Raw genomic sequence first — 19,069 nt, forward strand, 5'->3', positions numbered from 1 at the left:
GCGGATTTCAGGCGTAGTCCGCTACCGGCACGCAGCTGCAGAACAGGTTGCGATCGCCATACACGTTGTCCACCCGGCCTACGGGCGGCCAGTACTTGGCCTGCTTCAGCGATGCCAGCGGGAAGGCGCCGATTTCGCGCGCATAAGGACGGTCCCATTCTGCGGCTAGCAGGCTGGCGGCGGTATGGGGCGCGTGCACCAGGGGGTTGTTGTCGCGCGGCCAGGTGCCGGCTTCGACCTGGCGGATCTCCTCGCGGATGGCGACCATGGCAAAGATGAAGCGGTCCAGCTCGGCCAGGGTTTCGCTCTCGGTGGGCTCCACCATCAGCGTGCCGGGCACGGGGAAGCTGAGCGTGGGGGCGTGGAAGCCGTAGTCGGCCAGGCGCTTGGCCACGTCTTCGGCGGTAATACCGCAGCTGTCCTTGATGGGGCGCAGGTCCAGGATGCATTCGTGCGCCACATGGCCGTTGGCGCTGGCGTACAGAGTGGGGTAGTGCGCCTGCAGCTTGGTGCTGACGTAGTTGGCGGCCAGGATGGCGGCTTCGGTAGCGTGTTGTAGGCCCTCGGCGCCCATCATGCGGCAGTACATCCAGCTGATGGGCAACACGGATGCATTGCCCAAGGGCGCCGCGCTAATGGCGCCGATGCCGTGGTTGTTGTCGCCCGCAGTGGCGTGGCCGGGCAGGTAGGGGATCAGATCTTCGACCACGCAAACCGGGCCAACACCGGGGCCACCGCCGCCGTGCGGGATGCAGAAGGTCTTGTGCAGGTTCAGATGGCTGACGTCGCCGCCGAATTCGCCAGGCGCAGCCACGCCGACCAGGGCGTTCATATTCGCGCCGTCCACATAGACGCGACCGCCGTGGCTGTGCACCAGGGCGCAGAGTTCTTTCACCTGGGTTTCGAACACGCCGTGCGTGCTGGGGTAGGTGATCATCACCGCCGCCAGATGGCTGCTGTGCTGCTCGCATTTGGCCTGCAGGTCGGCCATGTCCACGTTGCCATTCGCATCACAGGCGGTAACGACCACGGTCAGGCCGGCCATCTGGGCGCTGGCCGGGTTGGTGCCGTGGGCGCTGGACGGGATCAGGCAGATATTGCGCTGGCTTTGGCCGTGTGCATCGAAATAGGCCTTGATGGCCAGCAGACCGGCGTATTCGCCCTGGCTACCGGCATTCGGTTGTAGGCTGATGCCTGCGTAGCCGGTGGCCTGGCTGAGCCAGGCGCAGAGCTGGCTGTTCAGCTCGGCATAACCTTGGCGCTGCTCGGGCGGGCTGAAGGGGTGGATGTTGGCGAACTCGGGCCAGGTCACGGGCATCATCTCGCTGGTAGCGTTGAGCTTCATGGTGCAACTGCCCAGCGGGATCATGCTGCGGTCCAGCGCCAGGTCCTTGTCGCTAAGCGCGCGGATGTAGCGCAGCATGCCCGTCTCAGAGTGGTGGGTGTTGAACACCGGGTGTGCCAGGAAGGCGCTGCTGCGGCGCAGGGCTTCGGGGATCATCACTTCCACGCTGTTTTCCAGCTCGCTCAGGCGCGGCATGGGTTCGCCGGGCTTGACGAAGAAGGACCACAGCATTTCGATATCGCCACGGGTGGTGGTTTCGTCCAGCGAGATGCCCAAATGGGTTTTCAAGCGAAAACGCAGGTTGGCGCAGGATTGCTGTGCGCGGCTAGCTATTAAATTGGTAGCATCACCGGTTTTGACCGTGATCGAGTCGAAGGCGTATTCATTGGTTACCGCGTAGCCCATTTGCTGCAGGCCGCGCGCCAGGATGGCAGTCAAGCGGGCCACGCGCTCGGCGATACGGGTCAGGCCTTGCGGGCCGTGGTACACCGCGTACATGCTGGCCAGCACGGCCGGCAGCACCTGTGCGGTACAGATGTTGGAGGTGGCTTTTTCGCGGCGGATGTGTTGCTCGCGGGTTTGCAGCGCCAGGCGGTAGGCCGGGTTGCCGTGTGCATCCACGCTGACGCCCACCAGGCGGCCGGGCAGCGAGCGCTTGAATGCGTCGCGGCAGGCCATGTAGGCGGCGTGCGGGCCGCCGTTGCCCACGGCCACACCAAAACGCTGGGTACTGCCAATGACGATGTCGGCGTCCCATTCACCGGGGGGCACCAGCAGGGTCAGGGCCAGCAGGTCGGCTGCCACGCAGACCGCTGCGCCGCTGGCATGGGCCACGCCCACCAGGGGGCGCAGGTCGTGCACCATGCCGTTGGTGGCCGGGTACTGGGCCAGCACGCCGAAGAAGTCACCGCTGGCCATCAATTGGGGCAGGGTGATGACGGCGGTGCTGACCTTGACTTCGATACCCAGCGGCTTGGCGCGGGTCTGGATGACTTCGATGGTTTGCGGATGGCAGTCACCCGCTACGATGAACACATTGCTCTTGCTTTTGGCGCTGCGCTTGGCCAGGGCCATGGCCTCGGCGGCGGCGGTGGCCTCGTCCAGCATGGACGCGTTGGCAATCGGCATCCCGGTCAGGTCGCAGACCATGGTCTGGAAGTTGACCAGCGCCTCCATGCGGCCTTGCGAAATCTCAGCCTGGTAGGGCGTGTAGGCGGTGTACCAGGCGGGGTTCTCCAGGATGTTGCGCTGGATCACGCCTGGTGTATGGGTGCCGTAGTAGCCCTGGCCGATGAAGCTTTTGAAGACCTGGTTCTTGGCGGCAATGGCCTTCAGCTCGGCCAGTGCTGCCGCCTCGGTGACGGGCGCGGGTAGATCCATTGGCGTGCTGCGCGCGATGGAGCGCGGCACGATGCCGTCAATCAGATCCCGGCGCGAACTGGAGCCAATCACTTCCAGCATCAGGGTTTCGTCGGCAGCGTCGATGCCGATATGGCGGGCGATGAATTCGCTGGCGTTTTCTAGTTCGTGCAGGGAGGTCGTCATGGGGCAGGTCTAGGGAGGGTTAGGCGTTTTGGCTAAATGCGTTGTAGGCGGTTTCGTCCAGCAGGGCGGCGACTTGCGATGCATCCGACAGCTTGACCTTGAAGAACCAGCCAGCGCCCAACGGGTCGGTGTTGGCCAGGGCGGGGTCGGCGCGCAGGGCTTCGTTGACCTCGGTGATCTCGCCGGAGACAGGCATGTACACATCGGCGGCGGCCTTCACGGACTCGACCACGCCGGCCACGTCTTTTTGCGCGAAGCTTGCGCCGACGGCGGGCAGATCGACAAACACTACGTCACCCAATGCGTCTTGCGCGTGGTGCGTGATGCCGACGGTGGCGGTGTCGCCCTCGATGTTCAGCCATTCGTGGTCTTCGGTGTACTTGATGCTCATGGGGGTGCTCCTGTGAAAAGTTGAATTAACCGCGAAAGTAATTGTTCGGGGTGAAGGGCATGGACGTGACTTCCATCGGCACGATTTTGCCTCGCACGATGGCGTTGATACGGGTGCCGATGGCAGCAAATTCTGGCGCCACGTAGGCCATCGCAATCGGCTTGTCTACCGTGGGGCCAAGCAAGCCGCTGGTGACTTCGCCAATCACGTTGCCTGCGGTGTCCTGCAAGGCTGTGTGTTCGCGCACCGGGACGCGTTCCAGTGCCACCAATCCCACACGTTTCTTGGTTGTAGCGCCTGGTTTACCTGCGAGTTGCGCTATTATTTTGCTAGCGCCAGGGAAGCCGCCTTCACGCGCGCCACCAGCGCGGCGTACCTTTTGCAGGGCCCAGTTCAGGCCGGCTTCGATGGGGGTGGTGCTGGTGTCCAGGTCGTTGCCATACAGGCACAGGCCAGCTTCCAGGCGCAGCGAGTTGCGTGCGCCCAGGCCTATGGGTTGGACTTCGGGCTGGGCCAGCAGAGCGCGGGCCAGTGCCTCGGCCTGGTCTTGGTGTACCGAAATTTCAAAACCGTCTTCGCCGGTATAGCCGCTGCGCGTCAGGAAGCAGGAGATGCCGGCAACCATGAAATGGCCGCCGGTCATGAAGACCAGCTTTTCCACGCCAGGCGCCAGGCGCGACAGCGCGTCTACAGCCTTGGGGCCTTGCAGCGCCAGCAGCGCCATTTCCGGCATGGGGATGACTTCGCAATGCAGACTGATCCGGGCCTGGATGTGGGCAATGTCTGCTGCTTTGCAGGCACCGTTGACGACGACGAAGATGTCATCTTCCGCCTGCTTGAAAAACATCAGGTCGTCGCGGATGCCGCCCTCGTCGTTCAGCAGCAGGCCGTAGCGCTGCTTGCCTACGGGCAGGTCGATCACGTCGACTGGCACCAGGGTTTCAAAGGCCGCAGCGGCATCGGGGCCGACCAGGCGCAACTGGCCCATGTGGGATACGTCGAACAGGCCGGCGGCGTTACGCGTGTGGTGGTGTTCGGCCATCAGGCCGGCCGGGTACTGCACCGGCATGCTGTAGCCAGCGAAGGGCACCATGCGGGCGCCGAGCTCCAGATGCAGCGCGTTGAGGGGAGTGAGTAACAAGTCGGCCATGGCGGTTCTTTCGGGGACACACAATCGGATCATGGCCTTTGACGGCCATGTGTGGTCCCCGCTGTCCGCTTTACCTGAGCGATTCGCCGGGCCGGCCTTGCGGTGGTGCAGGCCGACTGCGGGTTGCGCCTTCGGTGAGTCCGCTCGGGGCGGACTTCTCTCCAGTGGGGTGACGTTTGATGAGAAACGCTTGTCAGTCCTTTTGCCTGAGCGTTCAGGCCCACGTAGCGGGGCCCTGCGCCTTCGGCGGTTTTCGGGTGAAAACTCTCTCCTGACGGGGGGATTCTACCCAAGCGCAAGTCGGCATAATTCCGTGGACTAAGGGGGCGCGATGCAGCTGGCAGACATAGACCGAGAACTGGAAACCGCCAAGGCCAAGGGCGCCGTGCGGGATATCGTGATCCCGCCGTGCCCCCAGCTCTTGCTGGAGCTGCAGGGCGAAGTGCGGGGCGGCGACCCCGACCCCGCCGCCATCGCCCGCATTGCCAGCCAGGACGTGGCCATGGCGGCGGCGCTGATACGTTATTCGAACAGCCCCTTGTTTGCCCGCTCGCGCCCGGCCCGTACCGTGGGCGAGGCCATCGCCATGCTGGGCGTGAAGCAGACGGTGGGCGTGCTGACCGGCTTCTTCACCCGGCATGCGATCCGCGTGGATGCGGCCTTGCTGGAGCATTTCTGGGAAACCTCGACCCGCCGATCCCTGGCCATGGCCTACATCGCTCGCCATCTGTACGGCGTGGACGCCGACGTGGCGCAGACCTGTGGCCTGTTCTGCCATGTGGGTATACCGGTGATGTTGCAGGGCCTGAAGGGCTATGCCGGCACCCTGGCCGAGGCCCTGGCGCGGCAGGACCGCAGCTTTGTGGCAACCGAGAACGCCGCCCACAAGACCGACCACGCCGTGGTGGGCGCGCTGGTGGCCAAGACCTGGAAGCTGCCGCCCCTGGTGACGGCCGCCGTGCGCCTGCACCACGACTTCGACATTCTGCCGGTGGCCAGCGTCCCGCCCGAGGTGCGCTATCTGGTGGCCATGCTGCTGCTGGCCGAGCACCTGGTGGCCCTGCATGAGGGCACGCGCGAGTCGGACGAATGGGCCCGCCATGGCTCGGCCTGCATGTCGCACCTGCATATCGACCAGGCCGAGCTGCAACACTGGGCGGACGATCTGCATCCGGTGTTTGAAAACCTGGCCTAGTTTGCTATCAAGTTAATAGCTGCTTGTGCAGGTATTACCTGCGCAAGAGGCCTGTTTCGCATAAGTTTATGGATGCAGCATCCAGTCGGTTTGGCTGGGCCGGCCGGGCAGGTGCAGGCAGGCGGTGGTGGCCGGCGTCTGGGCCAGCAGCTGGCCCCGGCGGTAGACCTGCAGGCGGGTGGCGCGCAGGCGAATCGCCTCGATCGGGTCTTGCGCCTGCAGCAGCACAAAGTCTGCGTTGCAGCCGGCCTCCAGGCCGTAGCCTTCCAGCTGCAGAATCTTCGCCGGGTTGGCTGTGACGGCCTGGAAGCACTGGCGCATGGCGGCCTGGCTGGTCATCTGTGCCACGTGCAGGCCCATGCTGGCGACTTCCAGCATGTCGCCGCTGCCCAGGCTGTACCAGGGGTCCATGGCGCAGTCCTGGCCGAAGGCGACGGTTAGGCCCTGGGCCAGCATCTCGGGCACGCGGGTCATGCCACGGCGCTTGGGGTAGGTGTCGTGCCGGCCTTGCAGGGTGATGTTGATCAGCGGGTTGCTGATGACGTTCATCTGCGCCTCGGCCATCAGCGGCAGCAGTTTTGACACATAGTAGTTGTCCATGGAGTGCATGGAGGTCAGGTGCGAGCCGGTGACGCGGCCGTGCAGACCCAGGCGGTTGGTCTCATAGGTCAGGGTTTCGATGTGGCGCGACAGCGGGTCGTCTGACTCGTCGCAGTGCATGTCGACCAGCTTGCCTTGCTCGGCCGCCAGTTCACAGAGCAGCTTGACGCTGAGCGCGCCGTCGGCCATGGTGCGCTCGAAGTGGGGGATGCCGCCGACCACGTCCACGCCCATCTGCAGCGCGCGCTTGAGCTTGTCCATGCCGTTCGGATCGCGCAGCACGCCGTCCTGCGGGAAGGCCACCAGCTGCAGGTCCAGGTAGGGGGCGACGCGGCGGCGCACCTCCAGCAGGGCTTCCACGGCCAGCAGGCGCGGGTCGCAGATGTCCACATGGCTGCGGATGGCCAGCAGGCCGTGGCCCACGGCCCAGTCGCAGTAGGCCATGGCGCGGTCCACCAAAGCCTCTTGCGTGAGATGGGGTTTGAGCTCGCCCCACAGGGCGATGCCCTCCAGCAAGGTGCCGCTTTGGTTGACGCGGGGCTGGCCGTAGCTCAGGGTGGCGTCCATGTGGAAGTGCGCGTCCACAAACGGTGGGCTGACCAGCAGGCCCTGGGCATCCACGGTCTGCTGTGCGGCGGCCTGCAGGCCGGGGCTGACTTCCACAATCTTGCCGTCCTGTACCGCGATGGACATGCCGCTGCGGCCGTCGGGCAGGGTGGCGTGGGTGACGAGTAAATCCAGCATGCACATTCTTTCAAAAACACGGATCGCAAAGCTGTGTTGGGTTTGCTATCTATTAAATAGCTGTCGGCGCAATGGATATATACGCTGGCGGCTTATTTTGTGCCGAAAATTCGGTCCCCCGCATCGCCTAGACCGGGCAGGATGTAGCCGTGGTCGCTGAGCTGGCGGTCGATGGCGGCGGTGTAGATGTCGACGTCCGGGTGGGCGGCCTGCAGCGCGGCCACGCCTTCGGGGCAGGTCAGCAGGCAGACGAACTTGATGGACTTCGGGTTCAGCTCCTTGAGGCGCTCCACCGCTGCAATGGCCGAGTTGCCGGTGGCCAGCATCGGGTCCACGATGACGATGTCGCGCTCGTGCATTTCGCTGGGCATCTTGAAGTAGTACTCCACGGCCGTCAGCGTTTTCGGGTCGCGGTACAGGCCGACGTGGCCCACGCGCGCGCCTGGCACCACGCTGAGCATGCCTTCCAGAATGCCGTTGCCGGCGCGCAAGATGGACACGAACACCAGCTTCTTGCCGTCGATGACCTTGGCGGTCATTTTCTCCAGCGGGGTTTCGATCTCGATGTCCTGCATCGCCATGTCACGCGTGACCTCGTAGGCCATCAGGCTGGACAGCTCGTTCAGTAGGCGGCGGAAGGTGTTGGTGCTGGCGTCCTTGCGGCGCATCAGCGTCAGCTTGTGTTGCACCAGGGGGTGGTTGATCAGGTGTACGGTGCTCATGGTTTTCTTTAAAAGTTAAGGTTTCATTTTGCCAATTTGTGCGCCTGTGTCTCTTCCAGGGATACCACGGAACCGGCTTTGCCGGGCCGTTGGTATCGCCCCCTGCAAGGGGGTTGGCGAGAGTGACACGAAGTGCACGAAGCCTGGGGGTGAACGTTAGAACACGGTGCCGTCGCTGACGATGTTCAGAGGCGGTGTGCCGCCACGCAGGCGCTGTGCCAGCACTCGGCCGGCGGCCCAGGTGCCACCTTCGAGCACGCAGGCCAGGGGCATTTGCTCAGGCGTCAGGCCCAGCTCGGCGCGCACCAGCGGCGCCAGCTCGTCCAGCAGGGCCACGGTCAGCGCGCGCCATTCGACGATGCATTCATCCCCTGCGGTATACGTCTGGCCGGCCAGGGCCGGGTCTTTCCAGCCCAGCACGCCGCCGTCCAGCAGCAGGCCGCCATTGCGGTATTCGGGCAGGCCGGTGAGGGCGTCCAGGCCGGTGACGGGCACGTCGGCCCATTCCAACGGCTCCAGCAGGGAGTAACTGAGCCACTGCGACAGCTTGTGGAAGGGCATCCAGCCCGCACTCGCGCCCTCGCCGGGCACGGCGCTGTGACGCCAGCAGTCGCCCAGCGCGATCTCGCTGCCATCATCTGTTTTGATAGCGTTCTGCGCAGGCCAGATGGGCGATAACGTGGTGAGCAGTGCCACCAGAATGGCGTGGGCCGAGACGGTGGGTGTATCGGTATTGACGGGCACCAGGTAGTCGAACAGGCGACCCGGGCGACACAGGCCGCCGGCGCCACCAAACACCTCGGGCTGGGCGGCAATCACCGCGCCCAGGCGGCGTAAGAGTGCGGCACGGCCTTCCAGCCCGACCAGCGGGTTTTCCACCCCGACCTGGAAGGCGTCGCCCAGCTGGCGCGCGGTGATGGCCTGCAGGCCCTCGGCGTCGGCCTGGCAGGGCTGCATGGGTTTGCTGGAAAACAGGCCCTTGGTAAACGCGTTGTAGCTGGCTACGCCCAGGCCTTCGGAGCGGCTATAGGTTTTGCCGGTGCGCGGGTCGTTGTAGTGCCAGTCGGGGCCGGCGCCGGCATCCAGCAGCACGCTGACGATGGCCAGGTCGATCTGCGAGCGTGCGCGCTTGGCGACAGATACCTTGCCCAACTCTTCATTGAGCAGCTCCACGCGGTTCACGCCACCGGCTTCGAAATGGCGCCAGCGGCTGTGGTACGGGATGTCCAGCGTGGGGTAACGTTCGCGCGTCACCTGGGCCACCAGGGCAGCGGTGGGTTGCAGTGCGGCATCCGCCACCGTGAAGTAGGCGGAGTTGCCGGTACGCGCGCGCGCCAGCAGGCCCCGGGCCCGTTCGCGTACCGCTTGTGTAGAGCGTAACAGGGCGCTGGCGCTGGCAGCATCTGCGCTGGCTGCTATCAAATCCATAGTCATTCAGTGAGTCCACGGCCTTTGGCCTTTTTCAGTTCTTCGGCGTCCGGCACAGCGCCGGGGGTGAAGTAACCGGCCGCCATTTTCGCGTCCATTTCGACCTGGGCGTCGGCGGGGATCATGTGTTCGGGAATATTGATGCGTTTCACCACCTCGATGCCGGCGCGGGTGATAGCGTCGTATTTCATATTGCTCATGGACACCAGGCGGTGGATCTTGCGTATGCCCAGCCAGTTCAGCACGTCGGGCATGAGTTCCTGGAAGCGCATGTCCTGCACGCCGGCCACGCACTCTGTGCGGTTGAAATACTGGTCGGCCGTGTCGCCGCCGACCTGGCGTTTGCGGGCGTTGTAAACCAGAAATTTGGTGACCTCGCCCAGGGCCCGGCCTTCCTTGCGGAAGTACGACACCAGGCCGACTCCGCCGCGCTGCGCGCCCTGTATGCATTCCTCGATGGCGTGTGTCAGGTAGGGGCGGCAGGTGCAGATGTCGGAGCCGAACACGTCCGAGCCATTGCATTCGTCGTGCACGCGCGCGGTGAGTTCGACCTCGGGGTTCGCCAGGTCGCGCGGGTTGCCGAAGATATAGGCGGTCAGCCCGCCGATGGGCGGCAGGAATACTTCCAGGTCGCTGCGCGTCACCAGCTCGGGGTACATGCCGCCGGTTTCTTCGAACAGCACGCGGCGCAGCTCGGACTCTGTGCAGTTGAAGCGCTTGGCCACTTCGGGCAGGTACCACACCGGCTCCACCGCCACCTTGGTGACCATGGCGGCGCCGCTGGCGTTGAGGAACTTGCCGTCGGCCTGCAGGCGGCCGGATTGCAGCGCCTCGATGACTTCGGGCAGGATCACATGCGCTTGCGTCACCGCGATGGTGGGGCGGATGTCGTAGCCCGCCGCCAGCTCGGCTGCGAATTCGGTGGCGATGGTGGCGCCCCAGGGGTCCATGGCGACGATGCGGCCCGGCTCGCTCCACTGCGGGTAGGGGCCGATCACGTCGGTCGGCATGGTGTTGGTCAGGTCCGCCCGGTGTTTGGGCGACAGGCCGCCGGAGGCCACGGCCAGCGCGCGGTAGATGCTGTAGCTGCCGCTGTGCGTGCCGATCACATTGCGGTGGCTGCGCTTGGTGGTGGTGCCGACCACCGGGCCGCGCTCGGCAGCCGTGGCTGCGGCCCAGCGTATCTGCAGGGCGCCGTAGCCGCTGGCGTGCGAGGTCAGGCGGATGTGGCTGGGGCCCGCCGGCGCGGCGGGAGTGGCGGGGATAGGGGAACCGGTGGCTACGTCAGCAGGCATGGAACGTCCTCAAAAAATCCAATGTAGCGATGGGCAGGCCTTCTGGCAAGCAGGGTACACGCTATGCATTTTGTGTGCCGGTGGCTGGGTTTCTAGGCAGGATGACCACGCCGAAAGACTATGTCAGTGCTATGGATTAAATAGCTGCAGGCGAAGGTATATCCTGCGCTAGAGGCCGATTTCTTAAAAATTCCCAGCCAGTCTGTTCAGCGCTTTCCGCCGAAGATGCCGCCCAGCACGCCGCGCAGAATCTCCTGGCCCATCTTGGTACCCATGGTGCGTACTGCGGATTTCATCATGGTCTGCGCCAGGCCGTCGTGCCGGCCACCACGCGGGCCGGTGCTGCCGAACAGGATGTCGTTCAGTCCGCCCATCACGCCACCCAGGGCGCTGTTGCCGGTTGCCGTTGGTGCGGCCTGGCCGGGCAGGGGCGCGCTGCCGGCGGGGGCTGTGCCAGCGGCAGAGGCATTCGCCGCCGTGGTTTCTGTGCGGCCCTTGAGCTTTTCGTAGGCCGATTCGCGGTCTACCAGTTTCTCGTAGACGCCGGCCACCAGCGAGCCCTGCAGCAACGCCTGGCGCTGCTCGGTGCTGATCGGGCCGAGCTGGCTGCCAGGCGGCAGCACGAACACGCGCTCCGTCACACTGGGCCGGCCCTTTTCGTCCAGCAAGCTGACCAGGGCTTCGCCCACGGCCAGCTCGGTGATGGCGGCTTCGATGTCCAGGCCGGGTTTTTGCCGCATGGTCTGGGCCGTGGCCTTGACGGCCTTTTGGTCGCGCGGGGTGAAGGCGCGCAGCGCGTGTTGCACGCGGTTGCCCAGCTGGGCCAGCACCGAGTCAGGGATGTCCAGCGGGTTTTGTGTCACAAAGTAGACGCCCACGCCCTTGGAGCGCACCAGGCGCACCACCAGCTCGATGCGTTCCACCAGGGCCTTGGGTGCCTCGTTGAACAGCAGATGGGCTTCGTCGAAGAAGAACACCAGCTTGGGCTGCTCGGGGTCGCCGATCTCGGGCAGTTGCTCGAACAGCTCGGACAGCATCCAGAGCAAAAAGGTGGCGTACAGGCGCGGCGAGTTCATCAGCTTGTCGGCGGCCAGGATGTTGACCACGCCCTGGCCATCCACCGTTTGCATGAAATCGCTGATGTTCAGCATGGGCTCGCCGAAGAACTTGTCGCCGCCCTGCGACTCGATCTGCAGCAGGCCGCGCTGGATGGCGCCTACGCTGGCGGCCGACACATTGCCGTACTGGGTGGTGAATTCGCTACTGTTATCGCCCACGTACTGCAGCATGGCGCGCAGGTCTTTCAGGTCGAGCAGCAGCAGGCCGTGGTCGTCGGCGATCTTGAACACCATGTTCAGCACGCCGCCCTGTGTGTCGTTCAGGTTCAGCATGCGGCCCAGCAGCAGCGGGCCCATGTCGGACACGGTGGCTCGTACCGGGTGGCCTTGCTCGCCAAACACGTCCCACAGCGTGGCCGGACAGGCTTGCGAGGCGGGTTGCTCCAGGCCGCGTTCCTTCAGTATGCCGGCCAGCTTGTCGCCGATCTTGCCGGCCTGGCTGATGCCGGTGAGGTCGCCCTTGACGTCGGCCATGAAGACCGGCACGCCGATCTTGGAGAAATTTTCGGCCAGGGTTTGCAGGGTCACGGTCTTGCCGGTGCCGGTGGCGCCGGTGATCAGGCCGTGGCGATTCGCCAGGGCAGGTAGCAGCTCGCAGGTGGTGGTGGCGTTTTTGGCAAGAAGAATAGCGTCGGCCATGGGGGGCGTCCTGGACAGGAATGGGGGCGGTGGGAAAGTAAAATCGCGCCAGTAGATTAAATCAAACTAGAAGGACTTTACGTGGCTGGTCACAGTAAATGGGCGAATATTCAGCACCGCAAAGGTCGCCAGGATGAGAAACGCGGCAAGATCTGGACGCGCGTGATCCGTGAAATCATGGTGGCCGCCCGTTTGGGCGGCGGCGATCTGAGCATCAACCCGCGCCTGCGCCTGGCGGTTGAAAAAGCCAAGGCGGCCAACTTGCCCGCAGATACGGTCAAGCGCAACATCGAAAAAGCCACCGGCACGCTGGAAGGCGTGAGCTACGAGGAAATCCGCTACGAAGGCTACGGCATCGGCGGCGCTGCCATCATCGTGGACACCATGACCGACAACCGTGTACGTACCGTGGCTGAAGTGCGCCACGCGTTCAGCAAGCATGGCGGTAACATGGGTACCGAAGGCTCGGTGTCGTTCCAGTTCAAGCATTGCGGGCAATTTGTGTTTGCTCCGGGCACGGACGAAGACAAGGTGATGGAAGTCGCGCTGGAAGCCGGCGCCGAAGACGTGATCACCGACGAAGACGGCGCCATCGAAGTGTTGACCGCCTACACTGATTTTGAAAAAGTCAAGCTGGCACTGGATGCGGCTGGGCTCAAACCCGAGGTGGCCGAAGTCACCATGCGGGCCGAAAACACCATAGAACTGGATGGCGAAGACGCCGAAAAAATGCAAAAACTACTGGATGTGCTCGAAGACCTGGACGATGTCCAAGAAGTCTTTCACAACGCGGCCCTATGAAAGTTCTCGTAATTGGCGGCGGTGGCCGTGAACATGCGCTGGCATGGAAGATGAATGGCTGCGAACGTGTGTCCCAGGTGTTTGTGGCGCCGGGCAACGGCGGTACCGCGCTGGACAGCCAGCTTATCAACGTGCCCATCACCGATGTGGTGGCATTGCGCAAATGGGCCCAGACCGAGGGCATCGCCCTGACCGTTGTCGGCCCCGAAGGCCCGCTGGCGGCTGGTGTGGTGGACGAGTTCCGCGCCCACGGCATGCGCATTTTTGGCCCGACCAAGGCCGCCGCCCAGCTGGAAAGCTCCAAGGCTTTCTCCAAGGCCTTCATGCAGCGCCATGCGATCCCCACGGCCGAGTTCGAAGCCTTCTCCGACCCCGTGGCGGCCCACGCCTATGTGGACAAGATGGGCGCGCCCATCGTCGTCAAGGCCGACGGCCTGGCCGCCGGCAAGGGTGTGGTGGTGGCGCAGACGCTGGCCGAGGCCCATGAGGCGGTGGACTTCATGCTGGTCGACAACACCCTGGGGGTGAGCCACAACGAGGGTGGCGCGCGGGTGGTGATTGAAGAGTTTCTGGCTGGCGAAGAGGCCAGCTTCATCGTCATGTGCGACGGCAAGAATGTGGTGCCGCTCGCCACCAGCCAGGACCACAAGCGTCTGCTGGACGGCGATGAAGGGCCGAATACTGGCGGCATGGGCGCGTATTCGCCCGCGCCCGTGGTCACGGCCGATGTGCACGCACGTGCTATGCGCGAAATCATCTTGCCCACCATCAAGGGCATGGAAAAAGACGGCATCACCTTCACCGGCTTTTTGTACGCCGGCTTGATGATCGATGCCAAGGGCAAACCCAAGACGCTGGAGTTCAACTGCCGCCTGGGCGACCCCGAAACTCAGCCGCTGATGATGCGCCTGAAGTCCGATTTGTTTGAGGTGCTGTGGGCTGCGACCGAACCCGGCCCGCATGGCAAGCTGGACCAGATCAGTCTGGACTGGGACCGCCGCATTGCGCTGGGCGTGGTGCTGGCCGCCCACGGCTACCCGCTGAATCCGCGCAAGGGTGACGCCATTACCGGCCTGCCCAAGAACAGTGACGACACTGTGGTGTTCCACGCGGGCACCACCAAACAGGGCGACGTGGTGTCCACCTCGGGTGGCCGCGTGCTGTGTGTGACCGTGTTGGCCGACAACGTCAAGCTGGCGCAGCAGCAGGCTTATGAAGCCACGCGTGGCATCCACTTTGACGGCATGCAATACCGCCGGGACATCGGCCACCGCGCCGCACGCACTTGAGCTCCGGCCCGGACTTGGCCGTCGCCATGCGCGACTATCTGCTGGGCTTGCAGTCCAGCATCACCGGCCGTATGGCCGCACTGGACGGCGGTGCGTTTCTGTCGGACGCATGGGAAAAACCGCCGGGCGAGCCATTGCAGGGTCGGGGTATCACCCAGATACTGGAGAACGGTGGGGTGCTGGAGCGTGCGGGTTGCGGCTTCTCGCACGTGCGCGGCCCCAAGCTGCCGCCTTCTGCCACCCAGCATCGGCCGCAACTGGCCGGCGCACCTTTCGAGGCCATGGGCGTGTCCCTGGTGTTTCACCCGCGCAACCCCTATGCGCCCACGGTGCACATGAATGTGCGCATGATCGTGGCCTCGCCCGCTGATGCCGCCCCGGTCTGCTGGTTTGGCGGCGGCATGGATTTGACGCCGATCTACGGCTTTGAAGAAGACGCGGTGCACTTCCACCGCAGCTGCCAGGCGGCTCTGGCACCCTTCGGTGACGACAAATACCCGCGCTTTAAAAAATGGTGCGACGAGTATTTCTACCTCAAGCACCGGCAGGAAGCGCGTGGCATTGGCGGCGTGTTTTTTGACGATTTTTCCGAGCTGGGGCAAGACCAGAGCATGGCCATGACGCAGGCCGTGGGTTCGGCGTTTCTGGACGCGTATGTACCTATCTTGCAGCGCCGCAAGGACATGCCGTATGGCGAGCGCGAACGGGCCTTTCAGTTGTACCGGCGCGGCCGCTATGTGGAGTTCAACTTGGTGTGGGACCGCGGCACGCATTTCGGCCTGCAGTCGGGCGGGCGCACCGAGTCCATTCTGTTGTCCATGCCGCCGCTGGCCAGCTGGTCCTACCAGCACCAACCGGAAGAGGGCTCTGCTGAAGACGCGTTGGCACGCCACTTTCTGCCGCCGCGAGACTGGGTGTGAGCGCAGCTTTACGAAGAATAGGCGTGTTTGGCGGTGCGTTCGATCCGCCGCACAACATGCATCTGGCGCTGGCGCGTACAGCGCTGCAGCAGCTGCAGCTGGATGCCTTGTACGTGTTCCCCACCGGCCATGCCTGGCACAAGTCGCGCACCCTGAGCCCGGCCGTGCACCGGCTAGCCATGGCCCAATTGGCCTTTGGCGACATCCCCAAAGTGGTGGTGGACCAGCGTGAAATTCAGCGTGAAGGGCCAACCTATACCATAGACACTTTGAACGAATTGCGTGCCGAGCAGCCCCAGGCGGAGCTGTTCCTGTTGATGGGCGAAGACCAGGCTGCGCGCCTGCCCAGCTGGCATGGTTGGCGGGATATTGTCCAGGCTGCTATAATTTCGGTAGCTTTGCGCGCAGACAACACAAGCGCAAGCGGTCCATTTACGCCTGAATTTGTTTCTGAGAGTCTGCCGCCAGGGCGCTTTCAGGCGCTGCACCTGCCGCCCATGGCGCTGAGTGCCACCGACATTCGACACCGCGCAGCAACATCTCAGGGGATAGCCCATCTGGTCCCCGAAGGCGTGGCGCGCTATATTGACCAACACCATCTCTACCAAGCAAATCGATGACCACCTCTGCCCAATCGGAAACTGTCGCCAAAAAAGACACCCAAAAACTCCAACGCGCCATCGTCGATGGTCTGGAGGATGTCAAAGCGGTAGACATCGTGGTGTTTGATACCGAAGGTCTGTCCGCGCTGTTTGAGCGTGTGATCATCGCCTCGGGTACCTCGAATCGCCAGACCAAGGCCCTGGCCTCCAGCGTGCGCGATGCCGTGCGCGATGCAGGCTTTGCCAAGCCGCGCACCGAAGGCGAAGCCAATGGCGAGTGGATCATCGTGGATTGCGGCCGCGCTGTGGTGCACATCATGCAACCCGCGATCCGCCAGTACTACCACCTGGAAGAGTTGTGGGGCGAAAAGCCGGTGCGCCTGAAGCTGGGTTCGGCCAAGCCGCTGCCCAAGGCCGAAGAAGCCAAGGCGCCGGTCAAGGCCCCAGCCAAGAAGGCGCCTGCCAAGAAGCTGTCGCCCGCAGCTGCCAAACGCGCCAGCAAGATCGCCGCACGCGAACATGCAGAAAGCCTGCTGGCACCCGAGCGTCCTGTGCTGGATGCTCCTAAAAAAGCAGCAAAGAAAACGGTGGCAGCACCTGCAGCCAAGAAGGCCGTGCCAGCGAAAAAGGCTATAGCCGCCAAGGCCCCTGCTAAAACTGCAGCCAAGACCGTGGCCAAAGCACCCGCCAAGACGGCCGTGAAAACGGCGGTCAAGACCATCGTCATCAAGGCGCCGATCGAAACCGTGAAGAAGGCCGCTGCCGCCAAGCGCGCCGCGCCTAAGACACCCAAGGCTCCGGCCAAGCGGGCTCCCGGCCGCAAGTAAATGAAGCTGGTGATTGTGGCCGTAGGCCAGCGCATGCCCGACTGGGCACAAACTGCCTACGACGACTACGCCAAACGCTTCCCGCCTGAGCTCAAGCTGGAGCTCAAGGCGGTCAAGACCGAGCCTCGGGGCTCCAAGACCCTAGAGACGATTTATGCGGCCGAGCGTGAGCGCATAGAAGCAGCCATCATGTCCAGCATCGGGCGCAATGCCCGTATTGTTGCCCTGGATGAACGTGGCACCACACTGACTACTTTGGCGTTGGCGGGTAAGCTCAAGACTTGGCAGTTGGAAAGCGATGACGTGGCGCTGGTGATTGGCGGCCCCGATGGGCTGGACCCGGCGTTTCGCCAGGCGGCGCATGAGCGCATCCGGCTGTCTGATTTGACCTTGCCCCATGCGTTTGCGCGGGTGCTGCTGGTAGAGCAGCTCTACCGGGCCTGGTCTGTCAACGCAAACCACCCCTATCACCGCGAATAGATACGATGCTGAACTGGTTTGAAAGCCTGGTGCTCCCCTACCCGGATGACACCCCCCAGCCGCCACCGAGCGGCTTTTTTCATTTTGTCTGGGTGTGCAGCAAAGGTGCGCGCAAATACATTCTGGCCATGACCTTGCTCACGGCCTGTGTGGGTGTGTTCGAGGCCCTGCTGTTCGCCATGATGGGGCGCGTGGTGGATTGGCTGGGCTCTGTGCCACCGGCTTTGTTGTGGACCCAGGAGCGTACGCATCTTCTGCTGCTATGCGCGCTGTTGCTGGGTAGCCCGCTATTGATTGCATTGCAGACCCTGTTCAAGCACCAGACCCTGGCGGCCAACTTCCCAATGATGCTGCGCTGGAAGTTCCACCGCCTGATGCTGGGCCAGAGCATGGGCTTTTACCAGGACGAGTTTGCCGGGCGCGTGGCTACCAAGGTGATGCAGACGGCGCTGGCGGTGCGTGATGTGTGCATGATCCTGGGCGATATTCTGGTGTTTGTGACCATCTACTTCGTCACCATGGTGGCTGTGGTCGGGAGCTTCGACGCCTGGCTTTTGCTGCCGTTCCTGGCGTGGGTGCTGCTGTACGCTGTGGCCATCCGTTATTTTGTGCCGCGCCTGTCGGGTGTCGCCAAAAAGCAGGCCGATGCACGTTCGCTGATGACCGGTCGTATTACCGACGCCTATACCAATATCGCAACCGTCAAGCTGTTCTCCCATGCGGGGCGTGAGGCTGGCTATGCGCGTTCAGCGATGCAGGATTTTCTGCAGACCGTGCATCGCCAGATGCGCCTGGTCAGTGGCTTCGAGGTGGTGAACCACGTGCTGGGCATGCTGTTGATTCTGGCAACCGCCGGGGTGGCGCTATGGCTATGGACCCAGGGCCAGGTCGGTGTGGGTGCGGTGGCAGCGGCCACGGCCATGTCGCTGCGTCTGAATGGTATTTCGCACTGGGTGATGTGGGAGATGGCGTCGCTGTTCGAGCATGTGGGTACGGTGCAGGACGGCTTGAACACCTTGTCGCGCGTGCAGGCCGTACAGGATGCACCCCAGGCGCAGCCTTTGCTCGTGACGAAGGGCGAGCTGCGGTTTGAGAACGTGGACTTTGCCTACGGAGCCAAGGGCCCGGATGCGCGCAAGGTGATAGACCATATGTCGCTGCACATTCGTCCCGGGGAGAAGATCGGCCTGGTGGGGCGCTCCGGTGCGGGCAAGTCCACCATCGTCAATCTGTTGCTGCGCTTCTATGATCTGGAGCACGGCCGTATTCTGGTGGATGGTCAGGATATATCGCAGGTGACCCAGGAAAGCCTGCGCGCGCAGATCGGCATGGTGACGCAGGACACATCGCTGCTGCATCGCTCGGTACGCGACAACATTCTGTATGGTCGCCCGGACGCGACCGATGAGCACATGGTGGCGGCGGCGCGCCGTGCCGAGGCTTTTGATTTCATCCACACCCTGAGCGATCCCAGTGGCCGTAAGGGCTTTGATGCCCATGTGGGCGAGCGCGGTGTGAAGCTATCTGGCGGCCAACGCCAGCGGATTGCGATTGCACGGGTGATGCTGAAAGACGCCCCGATTCTGCTGCTCGACGAGGCAACCAGTGCCCTGGATTCGGAGGTCGAGGCGGCCATCCAGTCCAGCCTGTACCGCCTGATGGAGGGCAAGACCGTAGTCGCCATTGCCCACCGTCTGTCAACCATTGCAGCCATGGACCGCCTGGTGGTGCTGGATAAGGGGCGCATCGTGGAAGTCGGGGATCACCGCAGCTTGCTGGAGGCTGGCGGCCTATACGCCAGGCTTTGGGCGCACCAGAGCGGCGGGTTCCTGGGTGAGGACGATGAAGATATCCTGCCTGCGTCTGCCTCTGCGGAGCCTCGGGCTGTTGTGCCTGCAAAGTAGCGGCGGCAAGAATGATTCAGAAATTTCGAATCATTCCAACAAATTGAGTGAACTTTTCGCCACGAACGGTTCCT

At 63.6% G+C, this 19,069-nt stretch carries 16 protein-coding genes and 2 riboswitches; of the genes, 8 read left to right on the top strand and 8 right to left on the bottom strand.

The genetic code is table 11. From position 1 onward, the window contains the following. Window positions 1–7: 7 nt before the first annotated feature. Genes gcvP through gcvT form a run of 3 tightly spaced genes read right to left on the bottom strand, consistent with a single transcriptional unit; the run spans window position 8 to window position 4,431 of the window. A complete protein-coding gene (gene gcvP, locus AC07R0_RS01690; RefSeq protein WP_495103535.1) occupies window positions 8–2,890 on the bottom strand; it encodes an aminomethyl-transferring glycine dehydrogenase in 2,883 nt (960 codons plus the stop codon). Window positions 2,891–2,909: 19 nt separating this feature from the next. After that, entirely contained in the window at window positions 2,910–3,281 is a 372-nt protein-coding gene (gene gcvH, locus AC07R0_RS01695; protein WP_495076491.1) for a glycine cleavage system protein GcvH, read from the bottom strand. A gap of 25 nt (window positions 3,282–3,306) precedes the next feature. Further along, entirely contained in the window at window positions 3,307–4,431 is a 1,125-nt protein-coding gene (gene gcvT / locus AC07R0_RS01700; RefSeq protein WP_495103536.1) for a glycine cleavage system aminomethyltransferase GcvT, read from the bottom strand. A 51-nt stretch (window positions 4,432–4,482) separates the two neighbouring features. Beyond that, window positions 4,483–4,606: riboswitch (glycine riboswitch) on the bottom strand. A gap of 9 nt (window positions 4,607–4,615) precedes the next feature. Next, a riboswitch (glycine riboswitch) is annotated at window positions 4,616–4,715 on the bottom strand. 47 nt (window positions 4,716–4,762) lie between these two features. Between gcvT and AC07R0_RS01705 the strand changes: the two genes are divergently transcribed. Then, a complete protein-coding gene (locus AC07R0_RS01705) occupies window positions 4,763–5,626 on the top strand; it encodes an HDOD domain-containing protein (protein WP_495076493.1) in 864 nt (287 codons plus the stop codon). A 66-nt stretch (window positions 5,627–5,692) separates the two neighbouring features. On the opposite strand, the gene AC07R0_RS01710 is transcribed toward AC07R0_RS01705, so the two are convergent. From AC07R0_RS01710 to AC07R0_RS01730, 5 genes are all read right to left on the bottom strand, one after another. Continuing rightward, on the bottom strand, window positions 5,693–6,970 hold the full coding sequence (locus tag AC07R0_RS01710) for an amidohydrolase family protein (RefSeq protein WP_495103537.1): 1,278 nt from the start codon (window positions 6,968–6,970) through the stop codon (window positions 5,693–5,695). A 92-nt stretch (window positions 6,971–7,062) separates the two neighbouring features. Further along, window positions 7,063–7,692: a uracil phosphoribosyltransferase gene (upp, locus tag AC07R0_RS01715; protein WP_490590242.1), complete on the bottom strand. Its 630-nt coding sequence runs from the start codon at window positions 7,690–7,692 to the stop codon at window positions 7,063–7,065. A gap of 156 nt (window positions 7,693–7,848) precedes the next feature. Further along, window positions 7,849–9,126, bottom strand: a complete 1,278-nt coding sequence (locus AC07R0_RS01720) for a URC4/urg3 family protein (protein WP_495103538.1) — start codon at window positions 9,124–9,126, stop codon at window positions 7,849–7,851. Further along, window positions 9,123–10,415 (bottom strand): GTP cyclohydrolase II, encoded by a 1,293-nt coding sequence (locus AC07R0_RS01725; protein WP_495103539.1) that lies wholly within the window; start codon window positions 10,413–10,415, stop codon window positions 9,123–9,125. Before AC07R0_RS01725 ends, AC07R0_RS01720 begins: the two co-directional genes overlap by 4 nt. A 206-nt stretch (window positions 10,416–10,621) precedes the next feature. After that, window positions 10,622–12,172, bottom strand: coding sequence for a helicase HerA-like domain-containing protein (locus AC07R0_RS01730; RefSeq protein WP_495103540.1), 1,551 nt, complete (start codon window positions 12,170–12,172; stop codon window positions 10,622–10,624). An 81-nt stretch (window positions 12,173–12,253) separates the two neighbouring features. On the opposite strand from AC07R0_RS01730, the gene AC07R0_RS01735 reads away from it, so the two are divergent. The 7 genes from AC07R0_RS01735 to AC07R0_RS01765 are packed head-to-tail and all read left to right on the top strand — an operon-like array spanning window position 12,254 to window position 18,995. After that, on the top strand, window positions 12,254–12,973 hold the full coding sequence (locus AC07R0_RS01735) for a YebC/PmpR family DNA-binding transcriptional regulator (protein WP_495097372.1): 720 nt from the start codon (window positions 12,254–12,256) through the stop codon (window positions 12,971–12,973). Next, the gene (gene purD, locus AC07R0_RS01740; protein WP_495103541.1) at window positions 12,970–14,262 is read left to right on the top strand and encodes a phosphoribosylamine--glycine ligase; all 1,293 of its coding nucleotides are present in this window, start codon (window positions 12,970–12,972) and stop codon (window positions 14,260–14,262) included. The genes AC07R0_RS01735 and purD overlap by 4 nt, the downstream gene beginning before the upstream one ends. Before the next feature lie 26 nt (window positions 14,263–14,288). Further along, window positions 14,289–15,182: an oxygen-dependent coproporphyrinogen oxidase gene (gene hemF, locus AC07R0_RS01745; protein ID WP_495103681.1), complete on the top strand. Its 894-nt coding sequence runs from the start codon at window positions 14,289–14,291 to the stop codon at window positions 15,180–15,182. Then, complete coding sequence (nadD, locus tag AC07R0_RS01750) at window positions 15,173–15,802, top strand: nicotinate-nucleotide adenylyltransferase (protein WP_495103682.1); 630 nt, start codon at window positions 15,173–15,175, stop codon at window positions 15,800–15,802. The genes hemF and nadD overlap by 10 nt, the downstream gene beginning before the upstream one ends. After that, the gene (gene rsfS, locus AC07R0_RS01755; RefSeq protein WP_495103542.1) at window positions 15,799–16,611 is read left to right on the top strand and encodes a ribosome silencing factor; all 813 of its coding nucleotides are present in this window, start codon (window positions 15,799–15,801) and stop codon (window positions 16,609–16,611) included. Before nadD ends, rsfS begins: the two co-directional genes overlap by 4 nt. Further along, window positions 16,612–17,091, top strand: coding sequence for a 23S rRNA (pseudouridine(1915)-N(3))-methyltransferase RlmH (gene rlmH, locus AC07R0_RS01760; RefSeq protein WP_490590233.1), 480 nt, complete (start codon window positions 16,612–16,614; stop codon window positions 17,089–17,091). 5 nt (window positions 17,092–17,096) lie between these two features. Then, window positions 17,097–18,995, top strand: coding sequence for an ABC transporter ATP-binding protein (locus AC07R0_RS01765; protein ID WP_495103543.1), 1,899 nt, complete (start codon window positions 17,097–17,099; stop codon window positions 18,993–18,995). The last annotated feature ends 74 nt before the right edge of the window (window positions 18,996–19,069 follow it).

This window comes from Rhodoferax sp. GW821-FHT07F03 (genome assembly GCF_059418745.1).

What these genes read in the sequence shown, in the direction of transcription:
- rsfS (WP_495103542.1), top strand. Translation starts at nt 15,799, where the DNA reads ATGACCACCTCTGCCCAATCGGAAACTGTCGCCAAAAAAGACACCCAA.
- AC07R0_RS01725 (WP_495103539.1), bottom strand. Translation starts at nt 10,415, where the DNA reads ATGCCTGCTGACGTAGCCACCGGTTCCCCTATCCCCGCCACTCCCGCC.
- AC07R0_RS01730 (WP_495103540.1), bottom strand. Translation starts at nt 12,172, where the DNA reads ATGGCCGACGCTATTCTTCTTGCCAAAAACGCCACCACCACCTGCGAG.
- hemF (WP_495103681.1), top strand. Translation starts at nt 14,289, where the DNA reads ATGCGCGACTATCTGCTGGGCTTGCAGTCCAGCATCACCGGCCGTATG.
- AC07R0_RS01720 (WP_495103538.1), bottom strand. Translation starts at nt 9,126, where the DNA reads ATGACTATGGATTTGATAGCAGCCAGCGCAGATGCTGCCAGCGCCAGC.
- gcvP (WP_495103535.1), bottom strand. Translation starts at nt 2,890, where the DNA reads ATGACGACCTCCCTGCACGAACTAGAAAACGCCAGCGAATTCATCGCC.
- gcvT (WP_495103536.1), bottom strand. Translation starts at nt 4,431, where the DNA reads ATGGCCGACTTGTTACTCACTCCCCTCAACGCGCTGCATCTGGAGCTC.
- AC07R0_RS01765 (WP_495103543.1), top strand. Translation starts at nt 17,097, where the DNA reads ATGCTGAACTGGTTTGAAAGCCTGGTGCTCCCCTACCCGGATGACACC.
- gcvH (WP_495076491.1), bottom strand. Translation starts at nt 3,281, where the DNA reads ATGAGCATCAAGTACACCGAAGACCACGAATGGCTGAACATCGAGGGC.
- upp (WP_490590242.1), bottom strand. Translation starts at nt 7,692, where the DNA reads ATGAGCACCGTACACCTGATCAACCACCCCCTGGTGCAACACAAGCTG.
- AC07R0_RS01710 (WP_495103537.1), bottom strand. Translation starts at nt 6,970, where the DNA reads ATGCTGGATTTACTCGTCACCCACGCCACCCTGCCCGACGGCCGCAGC.
- AC07R0_RS01705 (WP_495076493.1), top strand. Translation starts at nt 4,763, where the DNA reads ATGCAGCTGGCAGACATAGACCGAGAACTGGAAACCGCCAAGGCCAAG.
- purD (WP_495103541.1), top strand. Translation starts at nt 12,970, where the DNA reads ATGAAAGTTCTCGTAATTGGCGGCGGTGGCCGTGAACATGCGCTGGCA.
- rlmH (WP_490590233.1), top strand. Translation starts at nt 16,612, where the DNA reads ATGAAGCTGGTGATTGTGGCCGTAGGCCAGCGCATGCCCGACTGGGCA.